Below are 19,824 nucleotides of genomic sequence, written 5' to 3'. Positions count from 1 at the left end.
CATTATTTGACAAAATAGGGTATGCCATTTTCGTTGAAACCAATCTGAACTCCAAACTCCCGCTCGGCAATTTTCTGGAAGGTTAGTCGTCGGTCGTAGGCGGTATGATTATTTACCCAATAGCTCCCGATTTCGCTTTTGGCCAGGTCGGTGGGCTGACCTCCGGGTTCGAAGTAAACAGGGTTATTGGCCTGAGTCGTCAGGAGTTGATCGAGCAGTGGCGTACGGGCATCTTCGGTCATTTTATCAAAGGCCTGCAAAAAATAGGTATGCTCCCGGCGCTCGAAATCAGTAATGATTAACTGCATCCGTTCCTGCTCTGCCTGCTCCTGTTGCTTCTGCTGCAAACGAGCTCGCTCGCTTTGTCGTTTGCCTTCTTTCTTCAACCGAAATCCCTTGTAACGGGCAAACGTTTCGGGGGTGAAAAAGGCCACACTTTTGGCTTTGGCTTTTGTATCGATCAGACCCGTGAACGCGTCCAGCACCGTATCCCGGCCATGCTCGGTTACATACCCATCGATCAGTAATTTACTGGTGAGCGCATCGGGGCGGTCCTCAATCCAGATTTCCTTGAAGAGTTCGTACAGTTCCGCAAACTCGGCTACTGTCAGTTCAGGAGAAGTAGCCGCCACAGGCTCCGCTGCCGACTCTGGCTGGGGCTCGTACTCGGTTGTGAGTTCAGGTCCGGTTTCGGGCGGACCTTCCGGAACGGGTAGAATTTTGGTTTTATCCTTTGGCTTGATAAAGAAAATCAGCCCGGTAACTCTGGGCTTTTGACCCTGTAAGTTTTCACCAACTTTCTGATACGACAGCCTGATATCGGTTTTTTCGTTAATCTCCTCCAGCGCCGGCATCAGTACGTATTTCTCGAAAGCGGCAAACCGCTGGTACCCGCTGGTGTTATACCCAAAGCGTTCTTTGAACCGTACCAAATCGCTCTCATACCGACCGTAATTGAGCCACGATTTGAAGAACGGATACAGCTTAATTGCCTGCGCATTCTGGAGCTTGTGGACGTTCTGTTTTAGAAAGCTGTAATTGCCTTTCTCTTTAACATCGAGGATGATTTTAACCAGCTTTTCGTGAACCTGTACCTGGATGGTGCTGCTCTTGTGATCGTGTGTCGAGAAGGCTACGATAGGGCTGCGGTGTTCTCCTTTCTCATCCTTCCATTTCAGGATGGTTGTCTGCAAGGTTTCTACCGACGTGATCAGGTGCTGGTAGTTTTTGGACTTAGCCGCACCAATATCCTTCAGAAAATCTTTGATGACGATCTCGATCGTGATGTTCTGGTTATTGGCAACGCCAACCAGGTGCTCGGGTTTGAGCCTGGATACAATTTCGTAAAAGACCTTGGGGGTATATATTTCCGTTATTGTCTTCTGCTCTGATTTTGAAATAGCCCGGACGAATTTTGGACTCGCGAGCGGGTTATTCATAATTATGTACTCCGGGTTCTGCTGAAGAGCCTCTATGTCTTTTCGGGTATCGGGCTTATCACTCATATCGGTTCTGGTGAATCGCAAGGTGAGGCAATATAAAGTTAATATGTAAGTTTTACCCAGTTTCTTACATATTATTATCCTGCCGACAAACCGCACAGAATAAGGTTCTGCTGCCGATTAGGCAATCGAATTACCGTACCAACCAGCTTACACAATTCCGAACAGTCTTTATTTTAAATAAAAAAGTATTACATAATGGACTTATACGTTTTTAAACAGAGACGCGTCATTGAAACGCAGGGCCGACAGTTGGGAAAATGCACAAACTAGTCTTATACATGGCCTAAAGCACCCACTTTATACCCGTACCAAATGACTTACATATCTGTACCAAACGACTTACATCCGGTACCAAATGACTTACATATCCGTACCAAACGACTTACATTCTCGTACCAAATGACTTACATCCGGTACCAAACGACTTACATTCTCGTACCAAATGACTTACATTCTCGTACCAAATGACTTACATAAATAGCTTATAAAATTCTGATAGTCAGCGGATTAGAGGGGACCTAAAAATATATTAAAAATAAGAAAAATAGTATCTAAAAAAATAATAGAAAACACACTCTAAAAAAAACACCCACCTAGTCTTATGGCAGGTGGGTGTTTTTTTTTCTTTTTCAAACTAAGGGCTTTCCTTTTACCACTCTCTCTTTTTTCCCTTAACCCCCTGTTGCGGCCGCCCCCTTATGGGTTTTTCGCTCTCTCTCCTGAATAGTTTTCAACAAGCGTCTTTTTCAGCATCGAGGCACAGTCAATAATCTGATCGCAGATATCCACTTCATCAGCACCAGTAGTGGTTAGTGAAGCTAGCAACGAGTGTAACCGTTTGCGTAGTGCAGCCGGTTTGGCTGGTTTGCTCATCAGACGACCGATAGATGCCGAAGCTGGCTTGTTAGCCGTAACGGGTTGATCAGACCCGGTCAATAAACTGTCGATGGAAGTGAGACTACCAGCTGGGATATCACTTTTGGCCAGCTGTTGTATTACCGATTTGCTTACCGAGACACTACCGGCCAAAATAGACGCCTTCAGGGCAGGGGCCAGTTTATCCATACCCGCGGCAAACTCGGCGTCGCGTTTAATTGTCTTTTCGTTAACGTTGTACTGTTTGGCTATCTTCTGGGCGGTCGATTCGGCTTTTGCCTCTGGATTCGAAACCGTGTCGATGGAGTCGGCTGAAGCATATGGGACATTTTGTCCTTTATGATTGTCCCGTTTGTATTTGCCCCGTGACCCGCGTTCATCTAGGTAGCGTAAGCCGCGAAAATAGGCGGTCTGTTCCGGGGTCAGGTTTCGGCGTCCGAGTTGATTTTCGATCATGAAGCTCCTGACCTCCTCCATGCCCGAGAAGGAAACTAGATTAACCCGAAAATCGATGCCGAAACGCTGGCAGATGCCATATCGATTGTGGCCGTCTACCAGCACATAAACTGGGTTTGTATCGTCCGAACCGGCCAGGCTGCCCTCGGTTGTTTCCCATACCAGCAGCGCTTCCCGGCAGCCGTCTTTCCGGATGTTGTTTTCCAGCTGGGCCTGTTCGTCGGGAAGGAGAGGAGGGATGAAGGCCTGTAGCTCGGGTAATACCCGGATGTTGCGACGGATATCTTCGTGCCGGAGCAGGCTCTGATCTTTTATGATTTTCTTCGTGCTCAGCGATTCCATGTATTTTTTCATACCGGGTGCAGTTTAGGCGGTAAGCAGTTGAGGAGCTGGCTGAGTGAATTCGTGGGCCAATTTTAAATAGTCCTGAGCGCCGTGTGATTCTTTAGCATAGGTGAACACATCCCGTTGTGCTACCTGCGACTCTTTCAGCGAGACATTCAGCCGGATTTCGGTTTTGAATATCCGAAAGTTGCTCAGGTTGGAATGGACGTACTCAATCATATCGCGGTGCAGCTTGAGTCGTCGGTCAACCATGGTCAGTACGATACCTTCTACCGTCAGTTCGTGGTTGATGCGGTCGCGGACCTGGGTAATTCGGTCAATCAGGCTGTTTATGCCTTTCAGTGCCGACACCTCGGGCTGGAGCGTAACCAGGCACGACTGCGACGCAACCAGGGCCGAGTTGGTGAAAATGTTGAGCGCCGGTGGACAGTCGATGAGAATGTAGTCGTACTCCGATCGGAGGGGAGAGATTGCATTCCGCAGTTGATTGACGCCCCCGACTACCTGTACCAGTTCCAGATCGGCATAGGCCAGCTCCAGATCGCTCGGCGACAGATCGTACCGTTCGCCGATGTTGAGAATGGGCAAGGGTTCGTTGTCGAGTAGCGCGTGTTTGACCTGCTTCTCGGGTTCGTCGACTCCCAGCGCCTGAGACAGGTTACCCTGCGAGTCCATGTCGATCAGCAACACGCGGTAGTTCATCCGCGACAGGGCCCTGCCCAGGTTCAGCGTAGTCGTTGTTTTGCCAACGCCCCCTTTGTGGTTGACAACCGAAATGACTCTGGCTTTGGGCTGGTTCTGATACCCGTATCGAATCAGGACCGGGAACAGGGCACCGAGGTGTTTTACGTTCAGAACCCGATCGCCAGCCACAGCTTTCAGCAACGTGCTGGCCGGCAATCCGGCTTCTTTTTCTAATACAGAAGCTGACAGAGCCGGGTTTCTGCGCAGAAACTGAACAGCCTGTTCGTGAGTGATCATGTCGAGTGATAGAGTTTAGAATTGTCTTATAATTAGGGCAAAAGTATATCTTATGTCTTATTTTTAAGACACTACAAACTATTTTTCGCTGAATTTGCTTAAAAAGTGAGGGAGAGGGACGCGTTCTGTTCGTTTTTTGGCCCTAAGATAAAAATGTACTAGTTAATAGGTGGGAAATCGGAGTCCACTTCGGTACGGCTGTGGTCAACAGCAGGTTGCTCGCTTGGAGTGTCAACGGCCTGCTGAATTGTTAAACCGCGAACATAGGTCATATAACAAAGCGACATTACCTTTTCGGGGGGAAGCCCGAAATAGGTAGCGAAGTTATGCATGTGTTCCAGCGAGATGCCGTTCAGGTGCTGCTGCTTCAGCTTGTACCAGTTGGAACGGCCAACACCAAACGCTTCGATCACTCTGCTTTGCTTGATACCCATGACATCGATAAACTCGAAAAGATCACGGTAGAGTGGGGGAGCGACTGTGTCAAACTTTTTGCCAACAGGAGTGGCCATAGGAGCGATGATAAAGGTAAACAACGAATGAACGCTGAAATATAGGCCTAATTTATAAAAATTGGCTGATCGAAGGCGGTAAGGGTCGAAACGTTAGTGAATGTTCGGGCAGGAAACCACCTGGTCGGATCGGGACAAGTGAAACAGACCAAGAATAAAGAGCAGTAGTCGGTTGTACGATAATTAGTTGCGGGTTTACCAACTAATTTAATGGCTCTTCCTGAAAAAAATACTTTCTTTACCCGAAGCATGGGAAAAAGCGGACTAGACATACGGCAATCAGTAAAGTGGATAGGTGGCCTCCTGGCAGCCTGGCTGTTACTGCTGTTGCCTGTTCGGGCTGCTGACTTACCGGCTGTCAGCGAACAGGCCTTTTTAACTACCGCTTCGTCCGAAAACTGGGATGCTGATTCCGATTATTCATCCTCGGCTTACCATGACCACCGGATTGCGGTTGTAAGCCCAAGAGCCGGCTTTTCCTTCCTGCCATCCGTCGTTTTCCTGCCCAGCCTGCTCTCGGCTTTCTGCCGTACCCTCTGTATTGAGCTGCTCGGTCAGTCAGGTGATTCGTATTTCTGGTTTGGCTTCCTCAGACCAATTTTTGAACACCAGATTGCGATTAACGCGCCCTGATCGCCGGGGGCTTCTTCATTACCGGCTGTTCAGGTAGAAATCACCGCAAACGGGATCGACTACCTGGCCCACGTGCATCAATCCGTAGACCTGAAAACGTTCGGTTCGTCAGGCCCATCAGTGGCCTGGCTGACCTGACACCTTGGGCAGAATACCCCACCGCCGATTAGGTGGGATAGGAGCGTGCACGCCCCCGTTTCTCGTCATAGGGAGGCTCGCCAGTTCCCCACACGCTTCGTGTATGCTGTTTTCTGATGGGTTAAGCCCGGTTAGTGCGCTCATTAACAGATCCGTACCAATTGATCCATACTAAATGCTTTAGTTCATATGATTTCTCAAACTGCTTCCATAGATTCTTCACAATCTCATGTTCAACGGCTGAAAGACCTGGCCCTGCTGTGCGCCGGTGTGCTTTGTGCCGGTATGGGCCTGAAGGGATTTCTGTTACCAAACGATTTCATCGATGGCGGGGCCATGGGAATATCGCTGCTCCTCGAAATAACGACGGGTGTGGAGCTGGCGTTGCTGGTGATCCTGGTTAACCTGCCGTTTATCTGGATGGGCTATCGGCAGATTTCGACCGGGTTTGCTGTACGAACCGTTATCGCCATTGGCCTGCTGGCTCTTTGCCTGGTGTTGGTTCCGTATCCTGTCGTGACAACGGATAAGCTACTGATATCAGTTTTTGGCGGTTTTTTTCTCGGGGCCGGCATCGGATTGGCCATACGGGGTGGGGGGGTGCTGGATGGCACGGAGGTTCTCGCCATCTGGATAAGTCGCCGGTCGTCGCTGACCGTTGGTGACGTTATCATGGTCATCAACGTGCTGGTATTCGGAGCCGCGGCCATGCTGCTGACCGTAGAAACGGCGCTTTACGCCATGCTGACCTACCTGGCCGCATCCAAAACCGTCGACTTTCTGATTCACGGTATCGAGGAATACACGGCCGTGATCATCATATCGGACTATCATGAGGTGATCCGTGAAATGGTGACCCAGGAGCTGGGGCGGGGCATTACCGTTTTCAAGGGCGAAAAAGGCTACGGCAAGCGGGGACTTCAACAAAATGACACGAATATTCTTTATGTAATAGTAACCCGCCTGGAGTTGACCCGCCTGAAGGACAGAATAGAGCGTATTGATGAAAATGCGTTCATTGTCAATCATGGAGTAGACGATACCAAAGGCGGAATGGTTAAGGGGCGGCCCCTGCACTAGTGGCTGCATCGACACATTTTCTCCAAACGAATAATGCTTTCGTACAACTATGATTTATGGCTGGTTATCCTGGCTATCGCCATACTGGCGGTAGCCTGGTTACCATCCCTATTAAAAGATTATCCGCTGTCGTACCCAATTTTGTTTGTGGTGGCGGGCTGGCTGCTCTACAAGCTTCCGTTGCCGCTGCCCGATCCGTCGCCCATGCTGCATCCTGAACTGACAACCCGGCTAACGGAGCTCTGTGTCATTGTAGCGCTGACGGGTACGGGCCTGAAAATAGACCGGCGGTTCAGCTGGCGCGGCTGGCGTTTACCAATCCGGCTGGTCTGGCTTACAATGGTGGTAACAATTATCGTATTCGCCTGGATTGCGGCCGACTGGGCCGGGTGGCCACTGGCTTCGGCGATTCTGCTGGCGGGTGGACTGGCTCCCACGGATCCGGTGCTGGCCGGCGATATTCAGGTGGGTGACCCGAACGAAGGGAAAGAAGATTCGGTGCGGTTTGCGTTGACGGCTGAAGCCGGCTTGAATGACGGCATGGCGTTCCCATTTGTTTTTCTGGCCATTGCGGTTGCCAAGGCGGGTTCAGTATCATCGGCAATGATTACCGAGTGGGCACTGTACGACATTGGGCTTCGGGTTAGCGTAGGGGTGTTGGGCGGGTGGCTTTCGGGCCGGCTGCTGTCTTACCTGATCTTCGGATTACCCCAGCGGATCAGCATCAAAACAACGGCCTACGGCTTCGTAGCTCTGGCCGTCACGCTGATCAGCTATGGCGTTACAGAATTGGTGCATGGATACGGATTCCTGGCCGTTTTTGTAGCGGCCATCACCATCCGGAGCCACGAACGAACCCATGAGTACCACACCTACATGCACGCCTTCTCCGATCAGATTGAACGACTTTTGATTGCGGTATTGCTGTTGCTATTCGGGGGAACCATAGCCGGAGGGTTGCTGGATTCGTTGACCTGGCGGGATGCGGGGCTGGGAGCGGGGCTCGTGCTGATTATCCGTCCGCTCGGTGGGTGGCTGACCCTGGGTAACACCGGGGCCACCGGCCTGAAACGCTGGATCATCGCCAGTTTCGGGATACGAGGTATCGGGTCTTTGTTTTATATCGCATTCGCGCTCCAGCAGGTATCCTTCGGCCAGCCAGAGCGGATATGGGCGCTGACTGGATGGACAATCCTGCTTTCAGTCTTTCTACATGGCATTCTGTCTACCCCGGCTATGAACCGATTGGACCGGCGTAACGCAGGCCCGGTCGTAGTGACCGATCGGGCCGAATGATCTGGTTTTAGTTACCCCTATTTCCGACGGTCAGAAACTCGAACATGCACCGGTTCACATCGGCGGTATGCTGGTCAGGCTCTGTGTACCGGGAGGCAACCTCCCGAAACGAGGCATTCGGTAGTGCGTTCGCCCAGCTCGTAGCCATAGCCATGGGATGAAGTGGGTCATCCGTTGAGCCCATGACCAGGGTGGGCAGGGCGAGCCTCATCACCTCCGCCCAATCCTGTATAGGCGCGCTATTGACGATTTCTACCAGCGTGCGGGCAGTCAGTGGTGGGTCAGGCCGGTTTAATTGCCCCATTATTGAGGCTGCACAGGCTGGGTTTTCGGTCTGAAGCGTAAGAAATAACTCATCCTGAAGGAGCCACGTTTGGGTAGCGAGGGTATCATGATCAGATTCCAGCCGTTTCCCGAGTCGATACAGGATACTCAACGATGAAGGCAGGGGCTGATCTACCCAGGCGGGCCGGAGCAGCACCAGGTTCCGGATTTGGTCCGGGCGATTCAACGCGTATCGAATGGCGATGCCTGCCCCCATCGATATGCCGCCCAACACGATAGGGCCTGTTATCTGACCTTCCTGAGTCAGAAGATCCAGCCAATCGGCCACTGCCTGAGCAAACGAATCGAAGGAACAGGGGGCAGTTGGTAACCAGCTGGCGTCGCCATGACCCGGCAGATCAGGAACGAGAAGTTGATATCCGGGAATCGGTTCCAGTAGCGATATCCATTGGTGTCGGTTACCGCCCAGACCATGTAGCAGTACCAGCGGCTGCCCCTGGCCAAGGGTGGTGTATGGAAGTAGGGGATAGGTCATTTTGTCTGTAACAAGTGCTACTTCTGGTGCAGGAGCTGCCGGATAAAGGCAATGCTGGTACTCACTTCGGCCGAGGATAAGCCATGCAGGATCAGATTGCCCCGGTAGTTGATGGCCCGTAACCCCTGAATAAAGTCATTGTACGGGAGCCGACCTGTACCGGCCGCCACAACCTGCCCCGACGCGTCGCGATCTTTGGCATGGACTGACTGGATGGCGTCGCCCAGCTGATCGAGACCACGGGTAATCCGCTGACGAACAACAGAGAGAGGTTCGTGCTCAAAAAGATTAGCCGGGTCAAAAATGATACGCAGCCGGGGTGAACGGACTTCTTTCAATAACTGGGCGGCTTTTTCGACGGTATTGATCACGTTGGCGGTCTCTGGCTCAATACCCAGATAAAGATTATGCTGTTCGGCCAGCTCCAGCGCCTTATCCAGTGATTCGCGCAGATCGTACCAGGCGTCCGGCCGATCATTATCGGGATGGGCTGTCCACATATCGATTTTGTGCCGCGTTCCGGTACAAAGTGTAAGCAGATTGGTACCAAGCCATGCGCACTGGGCGGCAATGACTCCCAACTGACGCAAGCCGTTTACCCGCACCGACCGATCAGGGTGGATCATGTTAAACGTGCCCGAAACGGCTTCGAGCGTCACGGACGACTGAGCCAGCGCCTGCTGGATGAAAAGGCGGGTAGACGCATCGACAGCATCGGGCATGGACGGCAGTCCGGCGCAGGAAAAATTAAACTGAATGCGGCTCAGTCCCTGGTCCTCGATGGCCCGCAGCACATCGGGGAGGGGTCCGGCAAACGTTTTGGCGAAGATGCCCACCTCCATCATAGTTCTCCTTCCTGTAGGTTGTCCAGATAAACCAGCTGGCCCGTAGCAACTGACTGCTGAACGGCCAGCATGGCGCGAACGTTATCCAGCCCCTCGGCCACGGTGGTGCCTTGCTGCGGCAATTCATTCAGAATGGTATCGGCCATTCCTTCGAGTTGTAAACGGTAAAAATGAGCATCAGCGCCCAGAACTTGATGATACATGGCATCGCGCTCGGAGAAACAGCTGACATCACTGCCTCTGAAATACCAGGGATTATAGGTTTTTGCCTGAACGCTGCCCCACTGACCGGCCGCCGAAAAGCCTTCATGCCAGTCGCCCCGGTAACCGATGGTCAGGTCCAGATGCCCCACGGCACCGTTTGTAAATTCGGTTTGCAGCATCCAGTGATAGGCGCCGAACTTTTGCACCAGCCGCGCCCGGACCGACCCGATCGGCCCCGCCAGAAACCGCGCGGTATCGAGCAGGTGGCTGCCATGAGCCAGCAGATAGTAGCGTGCTTTGTCGGCTTTTTCGTCGTGGCCTGGTTTTAACGCTCTGGCCGATAGAACGGGCATGGGCTGCACGTTGTCGGTAACCGTGTATCGATGGGTGTTATCACTGTACCAGCCGTTGTAGGACATGAGCTCGCCAACTTCGTCCCGGATGAACCGTCGGGCGTGGGCAATACCCGGATCGAAGCGTTTCATATGCCCCACCTGCACGTGTACCTGCTGCTGCCTGGTCAGTTCCTGAAGCCTTAGACAGTCGGTCAGCGAGGTTCCCATCGGTTTTTCTACCAGCACGTGTTTACCGGCTTCGACCGCCCGCAGGGCCATCGGCAAATGAAAGGCATCGGCCGTCGCAATCAGAATCGCTTCAACGGCCGGGTCGGCCAGCATAGCGTCATAGTCTCGGTAAGCCCGGCGGGGTTGCCAGATGGTGGCCATCCGATCAAGCAGGTCGTCGGCCGCGTCGCAGAGCGCGTAGAGTTCGGCATTGCGAGCTTTTTGGCAAGCTTCGAAATGGGCAAACTGAGCAATTGGCCCACACCCAAGTAGGCCCACCCTAAGTAATCGTTCTTCCTTTCTGACCATACAAACTAGCCGGGTTAAGAAACAGCAGCCGCAAATAAGCAGGAACGCGCCATCCCGGCAACTGTCCAACGGATGAACCCATGGACAAACAACAATGAAATTGTTAGCACGAGCTGATCGCCAACCTGCACCGGGCCGATGTTTACATGTTTTACCCTGTCGGTCAGAGACGGGCGCCCTCCGACCTGTCGGTTCTGTAATTCATCGAGGTCCTGGCCCATGTCGATATGGTCATGGAGTGGAGAGCCAGGGCCTCGCGAACTAATCGCCCATATCGTTCTCGGCTAATTAGCCTGAGCGCTGGGGGTGGTTTCGGTTACGAGTTGGGTAAGCACGTAAAAATTTGGGTCGGCCGAAAGGGTTTTCTCCCTAACCGGCATCCGTTGCCAGCGGGTAGTTGGCCGCAGGAGCTGGGTCGGTCCCGACTCGCCGAGGCATACGTTTACCGGCATGTCGAAACCCTCAACGCAGTTTGTCCAGCGATACTCCAGCATGTTGCCAGCGAACCGGTAGGCAAGGGTCGGTATCCGGGTATCGCGCAGGTACTGGTCAAATACACGCTGCAGTTTCAGTCCGGTTAGCCGGCTCAGCTCGGCTTCGACCTGCCTGCCCTCCACGGTTTTGTGGTAAAACGTTTTGTTGAGTCCGCGCAACGCCCGGCGCCATTTGGCATCGTCGTTTACCAGTTGCCGGATCGTGTGGAGCATGTTGCCCCCTTTGTAATACATATCCCCCGAACCGGCATGGTTTACCCCGTAGATGCCGACGATGGGCCGGTCATTGCGAATCAGTTTCCGACAGCCAATAACGTAGGTAGCCCCCGCGTCTTTGCCGTGGTAATATTCGACGTACAGGTTCTCGGCGTAGTTGGTAAAGCTCTCGTGTACCCACATGTCAGCCACGTCTTTGTAGGTGATGTTGTTGGCGAACCATTCATGACCTGATTCGTGGATGATAATAAAATCCCAGAGCAGCCCCCAGCCCGTTCCTGACAGATCCCGGCCGCGGTACCCGTTTTTGAAGCCGTTTCCGTAGGTTACTGAACTCTGATGCTCCATGCCCAGATAAGGGGCTTCAACCAGTTTATAGCCATCTTCGTAGAACGGATACGGACCGAACCAGTGCTCGAAAGCACGCAGCATGGGCTTCACCTGTTTGAACTGTTGCCGGGCTGAGTCGGCGGTTTCGGCCAGCGCGTAATAATCGATGGTCAGTGGGCCTTTTTCGCCCCGGAGTGTATCAGACCAGTGTACGTAGTTGCCGACGTTCAGGTTTACCCCGTAATTGTTGATCGGGTTAACGACGGCCCAGGTAAACGTGCGGGTTCCGTCACTATTCTTCACCACACGACGCAGCCGCCCGTTCGATACGTCGGTCAGCTGCTCAGGAACCGTTACCGATATCTGCATGGAATCGGGCTCGTCGTACATATGGTCTTTACAGGGCCACCAGGCGCTGGCCCCCAGTCCCTGGCAGGCCGTAGCGATGAACAGCTGCCCTTTTTTATCCCGGGAATAAACCATGCCGCCGTCCCAGGGTGGTTTGCGGGCCACGCGTGGTTTGCCGCCGTAAAAGACCGTGATCGATTCGGTTCGGCCAGTGCGCTGGGGTTTTTTCAGCTGAATAAAATAGGCATCACCGTCGCGCCGAAACGGGAGAGACTGGCCGTCCTGTTCTACCTTTTCAATCTGTACGGGTCGCTGCAAATCAATCTGCATAACCTGTCCGGGTTTCAGAACCCGGTACCGAACCGTATTGCTACCGCTCAAGGTGCTGTCTTCAGGGTGTAACCGCACCTGAAGATGATAATAGGCCAGGTCCCACCAGGCCCGTTCGGGGGTGATGGTGCCCCGAAGGGTGTCGTCGTGAGTAAACGAATAATGCTGGGCGTAGCCGGGTCCAGGCCCGAGCGCCAGAAAAATCAGCAGGAAACAGAGTCCCAGGAAGCAGGGACGGAGCAGGCGGATGCGGGAGCTGGAAACCACAGTGTCAGGTATGTTCACGGGCCAAGGAGAGTCCGGAGAAATGAGCGGCTTATTAAGCATTTACCGGGTCTGATACTATCTAAACCCGATTTTTTGGTCTGTATTGCCCGGGAGAGGAGTCTGATCGACAGCGCGAAGATAATGACCCGGGGTCAAACCTGTAATGGCTTTGAACTGGCGGTTGAAATTAGACAGATTACCGTAGCCGCAGGCCAGCGCGATCTGGCTTATGCTGTCGGGCGTTTCCTGCAACATGCGACAGGCGTGTTTGATCCGCACTTCGTTCAGCAGGCGCGAAAATGTTTTTCGGGTATGAAGGCGGAAAAACCGGCAGAAGGCACCGGGGGTAAGACTGGCTTCTGCCGCCACATCCTCGAGGGTAATGGGCTGGGCATACCGATTCATGATAAAAGAGAAAACATTATCGAGCCGCTGGTGATCGTCGGGTCGGCGTGGTTTTTCATAGGCTGTGGCCGACAGCATTTCCCGGTTCGGATGGGCGGCCAGCTGGTCAAGTACCGAAAATAAACAGGTCAGCTGCTCGAACGGACGAAGCCGGTGTAACTCCTCAAGCTGGCTGGTCAGGGCGTTCGGCTGGGTGGCCCGAATACGAACCCCGTAGATCGAATCCCGCAGCAGGTGGGTCAGGTGTTCCAGTTCGGGCAAACCAAATAGCGGTCCGTCGGTCGGATTGTACCGCAGAAACACGGAATACGACAACGCCCGCTGCGTCGACCCGGCTTCAAAATAGGAAGGATCGTTTCTAAACACGTGTGGGAGGTTAGCCCCGAGCAGCAGCACATCGAAAGGCTGAAACCGGTCAATTCGATCGCCCGCAACCAGCGTACCTACTCCCTCGCGAATCAGGGTGAGCTGATACTCCGGGTGAAAGTGAAGGCGGTTGTACAGGTGCGGCCCGTCATCGACCTGCACCCGAAACGAACGGGAGTCGACCGTTGGAACCCGGAACAGTAAAGGTTTCATGATACAGTAAAGCATATATGAACTGTATAAATACTTAAAATGAGTGAAAAATGTATTAGTATTGGCTAATACGCCATAGCCGTCAGAAACGGATCTGCCGGACATTTGTCTGTACCTTTTTCAACCGGATAGCTCCTATGGCACAACCCGTTCAATGGGAGGGCGTATATCCCGCCCTGCTCACTCCGTTTACAGCCGACGATCAGCTCGACCTGCCGCTGTTTGAAACCAACCTGCATGCCCAGCTTGAGGCTGGTGTTCATGGCCTGATACTGGGTGGATCGCTTGGCGAGGCCAGTACGCTTACCCGGCCGGAAAAGATAACCCTGCTGCAAACGGCGCAGTCGGTTAGTAACGGCCGCGTTCCGGTGCTGATGAATATTGCCGAGCAGGCCACGCGCGAAGCGGTAGCCTGCGCCCGGGAAGCCGAAGCCCATGGCGCCGATGGGCTGATGGTATTACCCCCCATGCGGTACTATGCCGACCCGCGCGAGACCGTGACGTTCTTCAAGACCGTGGCGGAAGCAACTTCGCTGCCGATCATGATCTATAATAATCCCTATGATTACAAGATTATGACTACCGTGGCCATGTTCAGGGAACTGGCTGAGTTACCGAACATACAGGCCGTTAAAGAATCGACCCGAGATCTGACAAATATTACCCGGATGCGCAATGCGTTCGGCGATCGATTCAGGATTCTGGGCGGGGTGGATACGCTGGCTTTCGAAGCCCTCGTACTGGGTGCCGACGGCTGGGTGGCGGGACTGGTCGATGCGTTTCCGGCGGAGACGGTAGCCATTTATGAGTTGACAAAAGCTGGTCAGCTTGACGAAGCCCGCGACATTTACCGGTGGTTCATGCCCCTGCTTGAGCTGGACATTCATCCTAAGCTGGTTCAGTATATCAAACTGGCGGCTACCGCTACCGGTATCGGGTCTGAACACGTTCGCGCCCCCCGACTCACCCTCGACCCGACCGAGCGGGAACAAATCTGGTCGTTGATTCAAACCCAGCTTGCCTGCCGGCCCGAGCTAACGGCTGCTCGATAATAACTAGTTCATATGCCAGACTTTCATTTTTTCTGCATCGACGCGCATACCTGTGGTAATCCGGTGCGGGTGGTTACGGGGGGTAGCATTCCTGCGTTGATCGGTGAGTCGATGAGCGAGAAGCGGCAGCATTTTCTGCGCGAGTACGACTGGATTCGCAAAGCGCTGATGTTTGAGCCACGCGGACATGATATGATGTCGGGAAGTATTCTCTACCCGCCAACCACCCCGGCTCATGATGCCGGGGTGCTGTTTATCGAAACATCGGGCTGTTTACCCATGTGTGGGCATGGCACCATCGGAACCGTTACAGTAGCCATCGAGCAGGGACTCATCATGCCTAAAACGCCGGGGGTTCTGTTGCTGGAAGTGCCGGCGGGTTTGGTTCGCGCCGAATACAAGCAGGAAGGCGGCCGGGTAACGTCAGTAAAGATTACCAACGTGAAGTCGTATCTGGCCGCCGAAAAACTGACGGTCGAGTGTCCCGATCTGGGAGAGCTGACGGTCGATGTGGCCTACGGCGGAAATTTTTATGCCATCGTCGATCCGCAACCGTCGTTCCCCGGGCTGGAGCATTACAAGGCGGAACAGCTCATTGCCTGGGCCCGCGTCATGCGTCAGCGGCTGAATGAGCGGTACACCTTCGTTCATCCCGAAAATCCGACAATTAACGGACTAAGCCACATCCTCTGGACGGGCGCGCCGTTGCAGCCGACCTCCACTGCCCGAAATGCTGTTTTCTACGGCGATAAAGCCATCGACCGATCGCCCTGCGGCACCGGCACTTCGGCCCGACTGGCTCAATGGTACGCCCAGGGTCGGCTGAAACCAGGCGAGACCTTTGTGCACGAGAGTATCATCGGCTCCATATTCAACGGGCGGATCGAAGCCGAAACCGAGTTGGGCGGTAAACCCGCCATTGTGCCTAGTATTGAAGGGTGGGCGGTTATTCATGGTTATAACCATATTATCGTAAACGAGGCTGATCCTTACCGGTTTGGCTTCCAGGTTTTATGATCCAGAACAAAGGTCTCCATGTCGGAATCATTGGTGGCGGCATAGCGGGCCTGTGCTCGGCCTATTACCTTCGTCAGGCTGGTTACCGGGTAACGATCTTCGACCAGAACCGGATTACGGATGGGTGTTCGTTCGGGAATGCCGGTATGATTGTACCCAGTCATATTATTCCACTGGCGCAGCCGGGTATGATTGCCAAAGGGCTTCGCTGGATGCTTCGGTCGACCAGTCCGTTTTACGTAAAGCCCCGGCTCAACGCCGACCTGGTGCGCTGGGGCTGGCTGTTTTACCGACATGCCACGGACGCACACGTGGCGCAGGCCATACCCGCGCTGCGCGACATCAGCCTGCTCAGCAAGCAACTGTACCAGGAACTGGCTGCTACGGACGAACTAAGTTTTGGCTGGCAGGAGCGGGGGCTTTTTATGCTCTACAAAACCGTTTCTGCCGAACATGAGATGGGCGAGGAGGCTCGGGTAGCCAACCGGTCAGGTATTGAAGCCCAGGTATTGACCGGCGCGCAGGTGCAGGCCCTTGAACCGCAGGTCCGGGTCGAGGTTCGGGGGGCGGTGTATTACCCCGGCGATGCGCACCTCAACCCGGCAGAACTGATTAGCTCGCTGATCAGCTGGCTACGGATTCATGAGGTTCAGTTTGTGGAAGAAGCGCCCGTTACGGGTTTCAAAACCGAGAACCGCCGGCTGAGTAGTGTCCGCACCAATCGGGGTGAGTATCCGGTCGATGAGGTGGTCGTGGCGGGCGGAGCCTGGTCGCCGGAGTTGGCCCGCCAGCTTGGGTTTTTTCTCCCTCTACAGGGCGGAAAGGGGTATAGTTTCATGGTACCCAACCTGGCCAGTAACGTGCAGATTCCGGCCATCATGCTCGAGGCAAGGGCCACAGCCACACCCATGGGGAACAGCCTGCGGTTTGCGGGTACGCTGGAAGTTGCCGGCACTGACCAGACCATTAACATGAACCGGGTACGGGGTATTTACGAATCGATCGGCCAGTATTACCCGGACATTCCGGTGCAGATGCCAACCGTCGACCGTGTCTGGAAGGGACTACGGCCCTGCTCGCCGGACGGTTTGCCGTATATTGGTCGTACAGGTCGTTTTGACAACGTAACCCTGGCCACCGGTCATGGCATGATGGGGCTGAGTCTCGGGCCCGCTACCGGAAAGCTCGTTGCCGAGACTATTGCCGGAACTAGTACCGGGGTTAAGCTCGATCCCTTCCGCCCCGACCGGTTTGCGTGACCCGACCTGGGGGTAGGAGCGGGGTTAGTCGGGTTCTACCGGGGCCGGGTCAATGACCTTCCGCTCGCCGATCTGCTGACGCCACATGGCATAGTACAGGCCCTTGCGCTCGACCAGGTCGGCATGGCTCCCGGTTTCTACGATCTTACCTTTTTCGAGTACGAAAATCGTGTTGGCGTGCAGGATGGTGGAGAGCCGGTGGGCAATCAGAATCGTGATCTGTTCATTCAGCGCCGATACCGCCCGAACCGTAGCCGTAATTTCATCTTCGGTAAGCGAGTCGAGCGCCGATGTGGCCTCGTCGAAAATCAACAGCCGTGGGTTTCGAACCAGCGCCCGCGCAATGGACAAGCGTTGTTTTTCGCCCCCCGACATTTTCAGTCCCCCTTCGCCAATGGGTGTATCGATGCCTTTTGCGGAGCGGGCCAGGAGGTTATTACAGGCGGCTTTGTCGAGGGCTTCGAGCATCTCGGCTTCCGTAGCGTCGGGTTTGACGAAGAGCAGGTTCTCCCGAATGGTACCCGAAAACAGGTGCGTATCCTGCGTGACGAAACCAATCTGCCGGCGCATCGGGTTGAACCGAAGGTCTTTCGTTGAGATGTCGTTGAAATAGATTTCACCACCTACGGGTCTGTACAGGCCCACCAGCAGTTTAACCATCGTTGATTTACCCGAGCCAGAAGGGCCGACGAAGGCAATGGTATCGCCCAGCGCGGCATCGAACGATACGCCGTCAATAGCGTTCTGGCTGGCTCCTTTATGCCGGAACACCACGTCAGTGAACCGCAACCGCTCGATCGGCCCCACCTCGATCGGTGATTCGGGATTGCGCTCGATCGGTTTGTCCATCAGCGATGCAAAACTGTTCAGCCCGGCTTCGGCCTCGCGGTAGGCCAGGATGATATTGCCCAGTTCCTGCAGTGGAGTGAAGATGGCGACCGAGATGAACTGCATTGAAATCAGCTCTCCGGTGCTCAGAATGTCCCGAAAAATCAACCACAGCAGGGTGAACAATACCGATTGTTTCAGGATGCTGAGTGTACTGCTTTGCCAGAACGACAGCATCCGAACCCGCCGGACTTTAAACATCTCCAGCTCAAAAATTTTACGGGTCTGGCCCGTCAACCGCCGTATCTCCGAAAAGGTAAGACCCAGACTTTTGACCAGCTCGATGTTCCGGAGCGACTCGGTAATGACACCCGACAGGAGCGCTGTTTCGCGGTTGATGGAGCGCTGGGTTGTTTTGATCTGTCGGCTGAGCAGGCCCGTGAGCCCGCCCAGCAACAACACCCCGATCAGAAACACCGGAACCAGCGCCCAGTGTTTCGTGACGGCGTACCAGATCAAAAAGCCCATACCCACTACCGACGCAAAGAGTACGTTGATAAACGAGTTAATGAATTTCTCGGTGTCAGTACGAACCTTTTGCAGAATGGCCAGTGTAGCCCCGCTGCTCTGGTCGCCAAACTCCTGATACGATAGCCGAAGGGTTTGTTTCAGTCCGTCGTTGAAGATATCAGTTCCAAATTTCTGCACCACCAGCCGCGTGACGTACTCCTGCAGGGCTTTCATGACGTTGGCCAGAATGGCTACCCCAACGGCCAGTCCCAGCAGCTGTACAACCCCGCGTATTTTCTCCGACTCGTTTTTCTGCCCCGGATTCGTGGCATACTCGTCGATCAGTTTACCGAAGATGATTGGGTCAATCAGGGCCAGCGCCTGAGCGACGCCCGCCAGGCCCAGCGCCAGAACGGCCAGCCAGCGGTATGGATACAGATATTTCCAGAGAATCGGCACGCCTGTTGGGGTTAACGTAATGACTGATGCAACGCCGACCCCTTCAGACACTTCAGAAGGTAACCGTCTGGGTAAGGTGAGTGGCCTGGTCATCGCCGTTGATCCGGACGGTAGCCGTCAGCGGCTTAGCCCCCCAGTTGATGGTGATCAAACCGTAGTTCAGTTTGGCAACCATCTCACCCACGCGGTGGCGGTTTGGTTCTTCATGCGGTTTCGACACGTGGGTCAGACCACTGCTGGTAATGTCGAAGAGGTCGTAGCCGAGGCCGGGAACCTGCACGCGCGACACTTCGGCAATATGCCGGTCACCACTAAGCAACAGCGCGCCCTTCGGCTTTGTTTTGGCCAGCAGGTCCAGAAAGCGCTGGCGGGCAACGGGAAAATTGCCCCATTTTTCGTACGGGTGTTCTTCGGGCAGAAACTGAATTCCGCAGCCAATCAGGTGAACATCGGCATCGGAGTTCGTGAGCTGCTTCTCCAGCCATGCCCACTGTGCCTCGCCCAGCAGATCGCCCGAGGGGTCCGGTACGTTCAGTTTGCCTTCTTTCCTGAGCGGGTCGCGGAAGTAGCGGCCGTCGAGCAGGATGACCTTTACCCGTTTTCCCACGGGACCATAGACGTGGGCTGAGTAGGCCCCTTCCTGCCTGCGAAGCGGATCGCTGGCCTGTACATCCAGAAAGTCGAGCATCAGCTGCTGGCTCTCTTTCCGACGCGGGTACTCTTTGCCACCGTCGTTCACCCCGTAATCATGATCGTCCCATACGCCAATGATCGAGGCCGACTGACGGAGCTGCTGGTAGACGGGGTTAGCTTTCTGACGATTATACTTCGCTTTCAGAGTATCCATGTTTTCGGTATCCCCGTACACGTTGTCACCCAGCCATATCCATACATTCGGCTTTTGGGCTACGATGTCATCCCATAGGGGCTGCGGGCGTTTCTGGTCACTACACGACCCGAATGCGATCGTCGAAACAGGCGTCTGGTCGGCCCGGTTACTGGTTTCTGATTTAGGCGTGCGGCATCCGATAACGGCTGCGCAGCCCAGAAACCCAATGGCAAGTTGTTTGGTAAATGGTAGCATCGTTGACTGGTTAAGCGCACAAAACTAGGTAGTCAATGGCGTAATAGGACTGACTTCAAGATTTGTTAATACTGGCAGGCTGA

17 protein-coding genes are annotated in these 19,824 nt (G+C 54.1%); 6 read left to right on the top strand and 11 right to left on the bottom strand.

The annotated features are described in order from the left end of the window. Nucleotides 1–2: 2 nt before the first annotated feature. The 4 genes from FBR45_RS21955 to FBR45_RS21940 form a co-directional block, all read right to left on the bottom strand. The gene (locus tag FBR45_RS21955) at nt 3–1,505 is read right to left on the bottom strand and encodes a replication initiation protein (protein WP_138506334.1); all 1,503 of its coding nucleotides are present in this window, start codon (nt 1,503–1,505) and stop codon (nt 3–5) included. A 696-nt stretch (nt 1,506–2,201) separates the two neighbouring features. Then, nucleotides 2,202–3,191, bottom strand: coding sequence for a ParB N-terminal domain-containing protein (locus FBR45_RS21950; protein ID WP_138506332.1), 990 nt, complete (start codon nt 3,189–3,191; stop codon nt 2,202–2,204). 12 nt (nt 3,192–3,203) lie between these two features. Beyond that, entirely contained in the window at nt 3,204–4,163 is a 960-nt protein-coding gene (locus tag FBR45_RS21945; protein ID WP_138506330.1) for a ParA family protein, read from the bottom strand. A gap of 158 nt (nt 4,164–4,321) precedes the next feature. After that, nucleotides 4,322–4,675, bottom strand: a complete 354-nt coding sequence (locus tag FBR45_RS21940) for a helix-turn-helix domain-containing protein (RefSeq protein ID WP_138506328.1) — start codon at nt 4,673–4,675, stop codon at nt 4,322–4,324. A 210-nt stretch (nt 4,676–4,885) separates the two neighbouring features. On the opposite strand from FBR45_RS21940, the gene FBR45_RS21935 reads away from it, so the two are divergent. The 3 genes from FBR45_RS21935 (at nt 4,886) to FBR45_RS21925 (ending at nt 7,822) form a co-directional block, all read left to right on the top strand. Further along, the gene (locus FBR45_RS21935) at nt 4,886–5,308 is read left to right on the top strand and encodes a hypothetical protein (protein WP_138506326.1); all 423 of its coding nucleotides are present in this window, start codon (nt 4,886–4,888) and stop codon (nt 5,306–5,308) included. Between the two features lie 327 nt (nt 5,309–5,635). Beyond that, a complete protein-coding gene (locus FBR45_RS21930; protein WP_138506324.1) occupies nt 5,636–6,526 on the top strand; it encodes a YitT family protein in 891 nt (296 codons plus the stop codon). Nucleotides 6,527–6,559: 33 nt separating this feature from the next. Then, complete coding sequence (locus FBR45_RS21925; protein WP_138506322.1) at nt 6,560–7,822, top strand: cation:proton antiporter; 1,263 nt, start codon at nt 6,560–6,562, stop codon at nt 7,820–7,822. A gap of 7 nt (nt 7,823–7,829) precedes the next feature. Here FBR45_RS21925 and FBR45_RS21920 read toward each other — a convergent pair whose 3' ends face one another. The 5 genes from FBR45_RS21920 to FBR45_RS21900 all read right to left on the bottom strand — a co-directional run bounded on the left by FBR45_RS21920 (nt 7,830) and on the right by FBR45_RS21900 (nt 13,532). Beyond that, nucleotides 7,830–8,642, bottom strand: coding sequence for an alpha/beta fold hydrolase (locus FBR45_RS21920; protein WP_138506320.1), 813 nt, complete (start codon nt 8,640–8,642; stop codon nt 7,830–7,832). A gap of 17 nt (nt 8,643–8,659) precedes the next feature. Next, nucleotides 8,660–9,487, bottom strand: a complete 828-nt coding sequence (locus FBR45_RS21915; RefSeq protein ID WP_138506318.1) for a sugar phosphate isomerase/epimerase family protein — start codon at nt 9,485–9,487, stop codon at nt 8,660–8,662. Beyond that, a complete protein-coding gene (locus tag FBR45_RS21910) occupies nt 9,484–10,563 on the bottom strand; it encodes a Gfo/Idh/MocA family protein (protein WP_138506316.1) in 1,080 nt (359 codons plus the stop codon). Before FBR45_RS21910 ends, FBR45_RS21915 begins: the two co-directional genes overlap by 4 nt. Before the next feature lie 284 nt (nt 10,564–10,847). After that, on the bottom strand, nt 10,848–12,506 hold the full coding sequence (locus tag FBR45_RS21905) for a M1 family metallopeptidase (protein WP_394344393.1): 1,659 nt from the start codon (nt 12,504–12,506) through the stop codon (nt 10,848–10,850). A 117-nt stretch (nt 12,507–12,623) separates the two neighbouring features. After that, a complete protein-coding gene (locus FBR45_RS21900; protein WP_138506312.1) occupies nt 12,624–13,532 on the bottom strand; it encodes an AraC family transcriptional regulator in 909 nt (302 codons plus the stop codon). 137 nt (nt 13,533–13,669) lie between these two features. Between FBR45_RS21900 and FBR45_RS21895 the strand changes: the two genes are divergently transcribed. From FBR45_RS21895 to FBR45_RS21885, 3 genes are read left to right on the top strand one after another with little or no spacing between them, the layout of a single operon-like run. Continuing rightward, nucleotides 13,670–14,584, top strand: coding sequence for a dihydrodipicolinate synthase family protein (locus tag FBR45_RS21895; RefSeq protein ID WP_138506310.1), 915 nt, complete (start codon nt 13,670–13,672; stop codon nt 14,582–14,584). Nucleotides 14,585–14,596: 12 nt separating this feature from the next. Beyond that, nucleotides 14,597–15,601, top strand: a complete 1,005-nt coding sequence (locus FBR45_RS21890; RefSeq protein ID WP_138506308.1) for a 4-hydroxyproline epimerase — start codon at nt 14,597–14,599, stop codon at nt 15,599–15,601. Continuing rightward, on the top strand, nt 15,598–16,860 hold the full coding sequence (locus FBR45_RS21885) for an NAD(P)/FAD-dependent oxidoreductase (protein ID WP_138506305.1): 1,263 nt from the start codon (nt 15,598–15,600) through the stop codon (nt 16,858–16,860). The genes FBR45_RS21890 and FBR45_RS21885 overlap by 4 nt, the downstream gene beginning before the upstream one ends. 24 nt (nt 16,861–16,884) lie before the next feature. Here FBR45_RS21885 and FBR45_RS21880 read toward each other — a convergent pair whose 3' ends face one another. Continuing rightward, nucleotides 16,885–18,657 (bottom strand): ABC transporter ATP-binding protein, encoded by a 1,773-nt coding sequence (locus tag FBR45_RS21880; RefSeq protein WP_138506303.1) that lies wholly within the window; start codon nt 18,655–18,657, stop codon nt 16,885–16,887. 52 nt (nt 18,658–18,709) lie between these two features. Next, entirely contained in the window at nt 18,710–19,741 is a 1,032-nt protein-coding gene (locus tag FBR45_RS21875) for an alkaline phosphatase D family protein (protein ID WP_138506301.1), read from the bottom strand. Between the last annotated feature and the right edge of the window lie 83 nt (nt 19,742–19,824).

This window comes from Spirosoma lacussanchae, from assembly GCF_005870035.1.
Lineage (GTDB): Bacteria > Bacteroidota > Bacteroidia > Cytophagales > Spirosomataceae > Spirosoma > Spirosoma lacussanchae.
Note: the sequence above shows the minus strand (reverse complement) of the source record. Positions and strands in the feature narration are given on the sequence as shown.